This window comes from Ilumatobacter sp. (genome assembly GCF_049588435.1).
GTDB lineage: Bacteria > Actinomycetota > Acidimicrobiia > Acidimicrobiales > Ilumatobacteraceae > Ilumatobacter_A.
Genome location: NZ_JBAVYV010000217.1, coordinates 1 through 10,625, shown reverse-complemented (window position 1 = coordinate 10,625; position 10,625 = coordinate 1). Strand labels below are relative to the sequence as shown.

The window sequence follows — 10,625 nt, the reverse complement described above, 5'->3', positions numbered from 1 at the left end:
TGCGCGTTTCTCGACGAAGGCGGCAACCGCCTCGGCGTGGTCCTCCGAGACGAAACACGGCATCTCGAGCGACGTCGACAGGTCGAAGCTCGTCAACAGTGCCTGCTTGATCTGCTGGTTGACGGCGATCTTCGTCCCCTGCACGGCGAGCGGCGCCTGTGCTGCGATCCGATCCGCCCAGTCCCGTGCTGTCGTCTGGAGCTCCTCCGGCGCACACACCTCGGCGGCGACACCGAGACGCACGGCATCGTCGGCGGCGAGTGGCTGCCCGAGCATCAGGTGGCGCTTCGCTGCGAGTGGCCCGACGAGCAGCGGCCAGATCGCTGCGCCACCATCGCCGGCGACCAATCCGACCTGAACGTGCGGATCGATGATCGCCGCCGAGTCCGCCATCACGATTACGTCGCAGAGCAGCGCGATCGACGCGCCCAGACCCACCGCCGGTCCGTTCAACGCACACACGATCGGGATCTCGATGTCGAGTTCGTCCCAGATGATCTGCTTCGCCTCACGACGGAGGGCATGCATCTTCGCCGGGTCGCGTAACTCCGGGAACCAGCCCATGTCGCCGCCAGCGGAGAACGCCCGGCCCGACCCGGTCAGTACCACGACCCGCGCCAGGTCCTCCCGCTTGAGCATCGCGAACAGTGCGGCGAACTCGCGGTGCAGCGTCGCGTCGACGGCATTCATCGGCGATTCGGGATGATCGATCGTCACCGTCAGGACGTGACCGTCACGGTCGAAGCGCATGGTCTCGAAGTCGGAGGTCGACAGGAGTGGAGCGTCGCCGGACATCAGAACATGCTCACATCGTCGTCGAGGCCGAATAACAACTTGCCGATCTTCTCGTTCAGTTTCGGGGCGGTCTGGATGTGCTGCGTGACGACGTGCGCATCGCGCATGCAGCGCCCGAGCACGCTCGTGTCGTACACCGCTGTTCCGCCGGCGAGCGTGAAGCCGGCGTCGGCTGCGGCCGCCGCGCTGGAGGCAGCATTCGTCGCCGCGAGTCGGATGCCGATTCGTCGATCGAGGCTCACCTGATCCCCCGCTTCGACGGACTCCCACGCCATCGCGATCTCGTCGAGCAGAAATGCCGTTGCCGAGCGCAACGTGGCCTCGGCACGCGCGTACTCCACCTGCGTGAAGCCGTTGTGCGCCAGCGTGCGCGACGAGAACTGGGGCTGCTTGCCCTGTGCGATGTCGTTGAGTTCGTCGAGCGCCCGCCGGGCAACACCCAGTCCGACCGCGGACACGCTCGCTGCGAGCAAGGTGAAGTTCGGGAACCGGGCGAGTGCGGTGTCGACCACGGGGTGGGTCACACCGGGCTGGATCGTGCGGTGCAGCGGAGCGAATGCGTTCTCGACGGAGTAGTCGAGCGATCCGGAGCCGCGCATCCCGCCGGTGTGCCACGTGTCGATGAACCGGACGTCGGACTTCGGGAACCAGCAGAGCCGGAACGCGTTGTCATCACACATGACGCCACCCAGCACCCAACTGCAGTGCTGCGTCCCGCTCCCCCACGCCCAGCGGCCGGACACCTCGACGCCATCGTTCCCGTCGCGCTGCGAGCGTGCGCCGCGACCGTTCGGAGCGAACACCCCTCCGCTCACCGACGTCGGGTCGCCGTAGACCTCGGTCGCTCCCTCGGGGGGAAGGAACGCGGACAGCGACGACGTGGTCGAGGCGATCATCGAACACCATCCGGCGGCACCGTCGGCGTGGGCGAGGTGCATGATCGCCCGGATCATCGAGACCGGATCGACCTCGGGGCCTCCGTACTCTCGAGGCACACACATCCGCATCAGGCCGGCATCGACCAGCGCTTCGACGGTGGGCGCAGAAAGGCGGCGTGCCGCCTCGGCCTCGTCGGCGTGGGATTCGATGAGTTCGGCGAGCTCGATCGCAGCGTCGACGACAGCGGAATTCATCCGCCGACCATAGACGAGAAGTTTCGCGATCCGGCCGGGGCGTACGTCGGGCGACGTGCCGGACACGCCGCGCAACACGGGTGGGGTACGGTCGGATCATGAGGTACGGCTTCGTGGTCCCGTGGGGCGACGCCGCCGACATCGGTGATCTGGCTGAAGCAGCCGAGGGCGCATCGTGGGACGGGCTGTTCGTCTGGGAACCGGTGTGGGGCGTCGACGCATGGATTTCACTCGCACTCGCCGCCGTGCGGACGTCGAAGATCCGTCTCGGCACGATGCTCACCCCTCCGTCCCGACGACGACCGTGGGAGCTCGCCGGTCAGGTCGCCACGGTCGATCGACTCTCGAACGGTCGCGTCACCCTCGGCGTCGGTCTCGGAGCGGTGGACTCCGGCTTCGACACGTTCGGTGAGGAGTGCGACCGGCGAACCCGCGCCGAGCTCATGGACGAGTGCCTCGACGTCGTCTGCGGTCTCTGGAACGGCCAGCCGTTCGAGTACACGGGACGCCACTACTCCGTACAGCCGAGCGAGTTCCCGACCATCGGCAACATCGAACAGTCGCCACGCGTCCCCATCTGGTGCGTCGGTGCCCTCGGGCGACCGAAGTCGATGGCCCGAGCCCTGCGGTGGGACGGAGTGATCCCTCAGGTGCTCGATCCCGAGACGGAAGGTGGAGCTCGACAGGCCGACCTCCTCGAAGTCGCGGAACTCCGGACGATGATCGAGTCGGGTCCCAACCCGGGCGCCGACATCGTGGTGGAGGGCCAGTGGACCCAACATTCGCCCGCCGCGTACGCCAACGCCGGAGCGACGTGGTGGATCGAGTCGATGTGGGGAGCGATGAGTGAGCACTCCCCCGTCGCGGCCGCCTACGACCGGCTGCGCGAAGGCCCGCCCCGCTGAGTACCGTTCGCGCACGATGAGCGACACCGGATGGAACCTGGCCGATCTCTGGGAAGCGATGGCCGCGCAGATCCCCGACGAGCTCGCGCAGCAGCAGGGTGAGCGCCGGCTGACGTGGCGAGAGTTCAACCGTCGTGCGAACGGTGTTGCGTCCGCGCTGCTCGATACCGAGGGAGCAGCCGAGCAGGACAAGGTCGCGCAGTACCTCTACAACTCACCGGAGTACCTCGAATCGGTGTTCGGTGCGTTCAAGGCGGGGATGGCGATCGTCAACACCAACTACCGCTACGCGGCCGACGAACTCGTCTATCTGTGGGACAACGCCGACGTCACGACCGTCGTCTTCCACGGCACCTTCACCGAGCAGTGCGAGGCCGTGCGCGCCAGGGTTCCCCGCGTCACCACCTGGCTGTGGGTCGACGACGGGTCGGGAGACTGCCCGTCGTGGGCGACCGAGTACGAAGCTGCGGCGGCGGCCGGGACCGACGAGAATGTCAAAGGCGACTGGGGCCGCTCCGGCGACCATCTCGTCCTGCTGTACACCGGCGGAACGACGGGGATGCCCAAGGGCGTGATGTGGCGCCAGGACGATCTCTTCGGAGTACTCGACGCGAACAACCGCAAGCGGATGCCACCCGAGCAGGACCTCGACGCAGCGACCTCTCGCGTCTCGAAGGCCGGACCGCGGAACATGCCCGGCGCACCGCTGATGCACGGCACCGGGCTGTTCAACGCGATCAGCAACCTGATGGTCGGCGGGTCGATCACGACCATGGAGGGGCGCTCGTTCAGCGCCGACGAGTTCCTCGACAGCGTCGAGCGATACGGCGTCAACTCGACATCGATCGTCGGGGACGCGTTCGCCAAGCCGATCCTGCGCGCACTCGACGCCGAGCCCGATCGATGGGACATCACGTCGCTCCGGGTCATCGTGTCGTCGGGCGTGATGTGGTCGAAGGAGACCAAGGAGGGTCTGCTGCGTCACAACCCCCGGTTGATCATGGTCGACACACTGGGCTCCTCCGAGGCGATCGGCATGGCGACGAACACCACGACCAAGGAATCGTCCGCCAGTGCGACCAGCGACACCGCCCGGTTCGAACTCGGACCGAACACCCGGGTCATCACCGACGACGGACGCGATGTCGTCGGCGGGAGCGACGAGCTCGGGCGCGTGGCCATCCGCGGCCGTACACCGATCGGCTACTACAAGGACGAGGCAAAGTCGGCCGAGACGTTCGTCATGATCGACGGCGCTCGCTATTCGATCCCGGGTGACTACGCGACCGTCGGGCTCGACGGGACGATCAACCTGAAGGGTCGCGGCAGCCAGTGCATCAACACCGGTGGCGAGAAGGTGTACCCCGAGGAGGTCGAGGAATGCCTGAAGCTGCACCCCGATGTCGCCGACGCCGCTGTCGTCGGCCTTCCCGACGAGAAGTGGGGCGAGGCGATCAACGCGCTCGTCGAGTTGACGCCCGGCGCGACGCTCGACGAGGCAGGCCTGCGCGAGCACGTCAAGGCCCGGCTTGCGGCATACAAGGCCCCGAAGCACGTCATCGAGATCAAGTCGATCGGACGAGCCGCCAACGGGAAACTCGACTACACCTCACTGAAGTCGATCGCGTCAGCCGACTGAGCCACGACACGCACATCGGTGCCTGGCACCGATGTGCATGGCCGCAGTCCTGAGCTCGACCCGTCGCCGTGCCGTAGCATCGTGGCGATGGCGACCCATCCCCCGACGTCGGCCGACTTCCGCTGGACCGACTACGACGGCGTGCTGTTCGACCTCGACGGCGTGATCACCCCGACCGCAGAGATCCACGAACACGCCTGGGGCGAACTCTTCGCCGCCTACGACTACACCGAGGCGGACTACCTCGCGTACATCGACGGCAAGCCCCGCTACGACGGTGTGCGGTCGTTCCTCGCCAGCCGCGACATCACACTTCCCGACGGCGACCCCGACGATCAGCCCGGCGAGGACACGGTGTGCGCTCTCGGCAATCGCAAGAACGCCCTGTTCAACGAGATCCTCGAACGGGACGGCATCGCGCCGTTCCCGTCGTCCCAGGCCACCCTCGATCTGCTCGCCGAGGCCGACGTACCCTCGGCGATCGTCTCGTCGTCGAAGAACGCCGTGCCCGTCCTCACCGCGGCCGGACTCGATGGCCGCTTCGACGTGGTCATCGACGGTGTGGTCGCCGCGGATCTCGATCTCGACGGCAAGCCAGCTCCTGACGGATACCTGCTCGGTGCGCAGCGACTCGGCATCGATCCCGCACGCACGGTCGTGGTCGAGGACGCCGTGTCGGGCGTCGCCGCCGGTGCCAATGGCTCGTTCGCGGTCACGATCGGTGTCGATCGGGGTGCCGGCCACGCGGCGTTGCTCGAGCACGGCGCGACGTTCGTGGTCGATGACCTGAGCGAACTGCTACCCGGCCATCCGGTGACGAGCGGGAACTCCTGATGGCATCGAACCATCTCCCGCCACCGACCGGGCTCGAAGCGCACCGCTTCCCGGTGGAGCCGTGGAGGCTCGTCGAGACCGAGTACTCCTCCGCCGACCTCGGCCACACCGAGACCCTCTTCGGAGTCGGCAACGGGTACCTGGGGATGCGCGCCAACCCCGAGGAAGGCCGCGACGCCCACTCGCACGGCACGTACATCAACGGGTTCCACGAGACGTGGGAGATCCAACACGCCGAGAACGCGTTCGGATTCGCCAAGGTCGGCCAGACGATCGTCAACGTTCCCGACGCAAAGCTGATCAAGCTGTACGTCGACGACGAGCCACTGCTGCTCTCGACCGCCGACCTCGAGCACTACGAACGATCGATCGACTTCCGGACCGGCTATCTGACGCGCGATCTCCTGTGGCGCACCCCGAGCGGCAAGCGCATCGGGGTGCGGTCGACGCGCATGGTCTCGGTCGCCGAACGACATCTCGCCGTGCTGACCTTCGAGGTCACACTGCTCGACGAGGGGGCACCGGTCGTCATCTCGTCGCAACTCCTCAACCGTCAGGACGGCCAGGACGAGTACCACGTCGAGGGCGCGGCGCTGGGCGAGGCCGAACCCGAACACGACCCGCGCCGAGGGTCCGAGTTCGAGGATCGGGTGCTGCGGCCGACGTCTCGCGAGGATTCGAGCGACGAGACGGGCTCGGGCGATGTCATCCTCGGATACACGTGCGTCAACAGCGGGATGACCCTCGCCTGCGGATATCACCACCAGCTGAACACATCTTCCGAGTTCACCGCCACCACCGAGGTCGGCGGAGACCTGGCCAAGACCGTGTTCGAGATCCACGGCGAGCCGAACGTCCCGATCACGATCACGAAGTACGTCGCGTACCACACGTCGACAGGCGTCCCCTGCGAGGAGCTCGTCGATCGGTGCGGTCGGACGCTGCATCGCGCGCTCCACACCGGCATCGACGGATTACGCGCCGAGCAGGTGGCGACCCTCGACCGGTTCTGGCGTGCCGCCGACGTCGAGATCATCGGTGACGACACCGCGCAACAGGCCATGCGCTGGAACCTGTTCCAACTCGCGCAGGCATCGATCAAGACCCAGGAGCAGGGAATCGCCGCGAAGGGCGTCACCGCCGGCGGATACGACGGGCACTACTTCTGGGACACCGAGGTCTACGTCGTTCCGTTCCTCGCGTACACCGACCCGATCGCAGCTCGCAAGCTCCTCCGCTTCCGCTGGCACATGTTGGACGCGGCGCGCCGACGGGCACAGGACCTCAACCAGGTCGGCGGGTTGTACCCGTGGCGGACGATCAACGGCGAGGAGGCATCGGCCTACTACGCCGCAGGAACCGCCCAGTACCACATCAACGCCGATGTCGTCTTCGCGCTCGCCCGCTACCTCGACGCGACCGGTGATGTCGAGTTCCTCGCCGACGAAGGCGCCGAGATCCTCACCGAGACAGCGCGACTGTGGAACGACCTCGGGTTCTACGCGACGAACAACAGCGGCTCGTTCCACATCCATCGCGTGACCGGTCCCGACGAGTACACGACCGTCGTCAACGACAACCTGTACACGAACGTCATGGCGCGGTTCAACCTCCGCTACGCGGCACGAACGGTCCGGTTCCTCGCCGAGTGGAATCCCGACGCGTTCGCATCGATCCAGCGCCGAACGGGCTTGCAGCTGTCCGAGCTCGACGCCTGGGACGCGGCAGCCGATGCGATGTTCATCCCCTACGACCAGCAGCGCGAGATCCATCCGCAGGACACCGCATTCCTCGATCTCGAACCGTGGGACTGGGAGGGCGTCCCCGACGAGAAGTACCCACTCCTGCTGCATTTCCATCCGCTCGTCATCTACCGCCACCAGGTGCTCAAGCAGGCCGACGTCGTGCTCGCGATGTATCTGCGATCACAACACTTCACCGCGGAGCAGAAGCGCCGCAACTTCGATTTCTACGACCCGATCACGACGGGTGACTCGTCGCTGTCGGCGTGTGTCCAAGGCATCGTCGCAGCACAGGTCGGCCGCGACGAGCTGGCGCACGACTACTTCCGACGCGCGCTCTACCTCGACATCTGCGATGTCCACGGCAACACCGCTGACGGTGTCCACATCGCCAACTGCGGCGGCGTGTGGGCCGGGATCGTCCACGGGTTCGCGGGCATGACCGAGGACGGCACCGCATTGGCGTTCGCGCCGCGCCTCCCGGCGAACCTCGACTCGGTCCGTTTCCGGATCCACCGACACGGATCGACGATGCAGGTCGCGCTGACACCCGCCGGGTGCGAGCTGACCCACGTCGACGGAATCGGTGTGTCGATCATCGACGACGAGAACCGCATCGTCATCCACGACGGGATCACCCACCACATCGAACGCGCACCGAGCGAATAGGTCACTGGAGGCGTCGATCCCGGGCGATCCGCCCACTGCTCACTCGATCAGATCTCCGATCTCGTAGTACCGCTCGTCGAAGCCTTCATGCAGGACGTAGCCGCCGAACGTCGCGGTCAACACGTAACGATCTCCGTTGTCCGCGTCGACGATCTCACACCGCAGTTCGTCGCCGTCGAGCACCGTCGTCTCCTCCGGGCACTCGACCTGCGACGGGTCGATCTCGACCCCGACCTCGGGTCCGAGAACCGCTGCCGCCTCCTCCTCGACGACCGCCATCTCCTCGGCGATGATGACGTTCGACGCGGCCACGAAGATCTCGTCGTCGGTCTCGACGACGCCCTGGAACGTGATCGTCTCGCCGTCGGGAGTCGTCGCCGTGCAGGTGAATTCCTCGCCCGGTTCGTCGTCCGCCGGTTCGGTGCAGTCGGCGTCGGTCAAGTCGACTCCGAGCTTCTCGCTGAGCTCTCCTTCGATCAGCTCCTCGCCCGCCGACTCCGGCGACTTCCCGCCGATCGAGAACGAGCAGCCGGCGGCGGTCACGAGGAGCGCCGAGACCAGTCCGATCGAAAGTCGCCGTTGCATGGAGTTGAGCATCGGCCCATACAAGCAGACCGGCGATCGTGATCCGCAGCCATTCCACCCGCGCCGCCCGTCGGTACCGTGGCGGCGATGTACGCATGGAATGACGAACAGCTGATGATCCGCGACGCGGTGCGCGAGTTCATCGAGGCGGAGATCGCACCTCGGCGTGAGGAACTCGAGTTCGGCGACACCCCGCCGTACGACCTGTTACGCAAATTGTTCGCCACGTTCGGCATGGACCAGATGGCACGCGACCGGTTCGAGAAGACGATCGCCTTCGAGAAGTCGGTCGAGGCCGCGATCGCTGCCGGCGAGACCCCACCGGAGCGGCCGGCCAAGGACTCTGGCCACGACCCGTCGTTGTCGATGATCCCGATCATCGAACTCTGCCGCTACTCCCCAGGCATGGTGACGGCGATGGGGGTGTCGATGGGTCTCGCGTCGGCCGCCATCATGAGCAAGGGAACGATCGCCCAGAAGGAACGCTGGGCGCTCGATCTGCTCACCCTCGACAAGATCGGTGCATGGGCGATCACCGAGCCGAACTCGGGATCCGACGCGTTTGGTTCGATGAAGGCGACCGCTCGCCGTGACGGTGACGAGTACCTCCTGAACGGTTCCAAGACGTTCATCACGAATGGGCCCTACGCCGAGACCATCATCTACATCTGCAAGCTCGACGAGGACAATCCGCCCGAAGAACGCAAGATCCTCTCGTTCGTCCTCGACACCGGCATGCCGGGTCTCGAGCAGTCGAAGCCGCTGCGCAAGATGGGGATGCACTCGTCGCCGACGGGCGAACTCTTCCTCGACGACGTCCGCGTCGGGATCGATCGTCTGATCGGTGGAACCGAGGACCTCCCGTCGGGCGGGCGCGAAGGCGCCAAGGCCACGTTCGCGATCGAACGGTCGGGCGTCGCCGCGATGGCGCTGGGCATGATCGACAAGGCACTCGAATTGAGCATCGAGTACGCCAAGGAGCGCGTCCAGTTCGGCAAGCCGATCGGTGAGTTCCAGCTGATCCAGGACAAGTTGGCCCGGATGGAGGTCGCCCGACTCAACGTCGAGAACCTGGTCTTCCGCTACATCGAGACCACCCAGGCGGGCGTCGGCCTGACGCTCGCCGAGGCCTCCGCGATGAAGCTCTACTCGGCGCGCGCGGCGATGGAGGTCGCGCTCGAGGCGGTGCAGATCTTCGGTGGCAACGGATACATGAGCGAGTTCCAGGTCGAACAGATCGCCCGCGACGCCAAGGTCCTGCAGATCTACGCCGGCACCGACGAGCTGCAGATCACCCACATCGCGAAGGATCTGCTCCGCCGCTGACGTCACACGGGGTGGAATGACGCCCGATGGGCGCCCGCCGATATCTTCGTCCCCCATGACTGATCTCGGATTCGACGGCAAGGTAGCGATCATCACCGGTGCAGGTGGCGGTCTCGGCAGGCAGCACGCGCTGATGATGGCGGCCCGCGGGGCGCTCATCGTCGTGAACGACCTCGGCGGGGCCGTCGACGGTTCGGGTTCCGACAAGGGCGCCGCCCAGCTCGTCGTCGATGAGATCAAGGCCGCCGGTGGCGAAGCCGTCGCCAACACCGATTCCGTCGCCACACCCGAAGGCGGCGAGAGCATCGTGCAGTCCGCCGTCGACGCGTTCGGCACGGTCGACATCCTGATCAACAACGCGGGCATCCTGCGGGACAAGTCGTTCCACAACATGGGACCCGACCTCGTCGACCCGGTGCTCGACGTCCACCTCCGCGGCGCGTTCAACGTGACCGGCCCGGCATGGAAGATCATGCGCGAGAAGAGCTACGGCCGGATCGTGTCGACCTCGTCGGCGGCCGGCATCTTCGGCAACTTCGGCCAGGCCAACTACGGCGCCGCCAAGATGGGCCTCGTCGGTTTCACCAACGTGCTCGCCGTCGAGGGAGCGAAGTACAACGTTCGTGCCAACGCCATCGCGCCGCTCGCCTACACCCGCATGACCGAGGACCTCCTCGGTGCGCTCGGTGAAAAGCTGCAGCCCGAGCTGGTGTCGCCGCTCGTCACCTACCTCTCGCACGAGTCCTGCGAATCGACCGGCCGGGTGTACTCGGTCGGCGGCGGCCGCGTGGCCGAGGTGTTCATCGCCGAGTGCCAGGGCTACACGTCCAACGACCTCACGCCGGAGAGCCTGCGCGACAACTGGGACACCGTCACCGACCAGGAGGGATACGAGGTCCCGGCGGCGATCGCAGAGGAGACCGCGATGTTCCTCAAGGCGCTGTCCTGATCTGATCGAGCCCCCGAGCTGATCTTCTCGGCCCGATTCCGTCTCACC

The 10,625-nt window shown here is 66.4% G+C and carries 9 protein-coding genes; 6 read left to right on the top strand and 3 right to left on the bottom strand.

All coding sequences use genetic code 11. The annotated features are described in order from the left end of the window. Both WBV89_RS08305 and WBV89_RS08300 read right to left on the bottom strand, forming a co-directional pair. On the bottom strand, nt 1-795 hold a 795-nt coding region (locus tag WBV89_RS08305; RefSeq protein ID WP_423980864.1), incomplete at its 3' end, for an enoyl-CoA hydratase/isomerase family protein. Continuing rightward, nucleotides 795-1,928 carry an acyl-CoA dehydrogenase family protein gene (locus tag WBV89_RS08300; protein WP_423980863.1) on the bottom strand — a complete coding sequence of 378 codons (1,134 nt, stop codon included), beginning with the start codon at nt 1,926-1,928 and terminating at the stop codon, nt 795-797. The genes WBV89_RS08305 and WBV89_RS08300, both read right to left, overlap by 1 nt. Before the next feature lie 98 nt (nt 1,929-2,026). Between WBV89_RS08300 and WBV89_RS08295 the strand changes: the two genes are divergently transcribed. The 4 genes from WBV89_RS08295 to WBV89_RS08280 all read left to right on the top strand — a co-directional run bounded on the left by WBV89_RS08295 (nt 2,027) and on the right by WBV89_RS08280 (nt 7,717). Beyond that, complete coding sequence (locus tag WBV89_RS08295) at nt 2,027-2,833, top strand: LLM class flavin-dependent oxidoreductase (protein WP_423980862.1); 807 nt, start codon at nt 2,027-2,029, stop codon at nt 2,831-2,833. A 16-nt stretch (nt 2,834-2,849) separates the two neighbouring features. Next, nucleotides 2,850-4,472, top strand: a complete 1,623-nt coding sequence (locus WBV89_RS08290; protein ID WP_423980861.1) for an AMP-binding protein — start codon at nt 2,850-2,852, stop codon at nt 4,470-4,472. A gap of 87 nt (nt 4,473-4,559) precedes the next feature. Continuing rightward, complete coding sequence (locus WBV89_RS08285; RefSeq protein ID WP_423980860.1) at nt 4,560-5,306, top strand: HAD family hydrolase; 747 nt, start codon at nt 4,560-4,562, stop codon at nt 5,304-5,306. Then, nucleotides 5,306-7,717, top strand: a complete 2,412-nt coding sequence (locus tag WBV89_RS08280) for a glycoside hydrolase family 65 protein (protein ID WP_423980859.1) — start codon at nt 5,306-5,308, stop codon at nt 7,715-7,717. The genes WBV89_RS08285 and WBV89_RS08280 overlap by 1 nt, the downstream gene beginning before the upstream one ends. 39 nt (nt 7,718-7,756) lie before the next feature. Here WBV89_RS08280 and WBV89_RS08275 read toward each other — a convergent pair whose 3' ends face one another. After that, entirely contained in the window at nt 7,757-8,302 is a 546-nt protein-coding gene (locus tag WBV89_RS08275) for a DUF4333 domain-containing protein (RefSeq protein ID WP_423980858.1), read from the bottom strand. An 87-nt stretch (nt 8,303-8,389) separates the two neighbouring features. Here WBV89_RS08275 and WBV89_RS08270 point away from each other — a divergent pair, with 87 nt between their 5' ends. Then, the gene (locus WBV89_RS08270; RefSeq protein WP_423980857.1) at nt 8,390-9,628 is read left to right on the top strand and encodes an acyl-CoA dehydrogenase family protein; all 1,239 of its coding nucleotides are present in this window, start codon (nt 8,390-8,392) and stop codon (nt 9,626-9,628) included. 55 nt (nt 9,629-9,683) lie between these two features. Beyond that, nucleotides 9,684-10,577 carry an SDR family oxidoreductase gene (locus WBV89_RS08265; protein ID WP_423980856.1) on the top strand — a complete coding sequence of 298 codons (894 nt, stop codon included), beginning with the start codon at nt 9,684-9,686 and terminating at the stop codon, nt 10,575-10,577. The last annotated feature ends 48 nt before the right edge of the window (nt 10,578-10,625 follow it).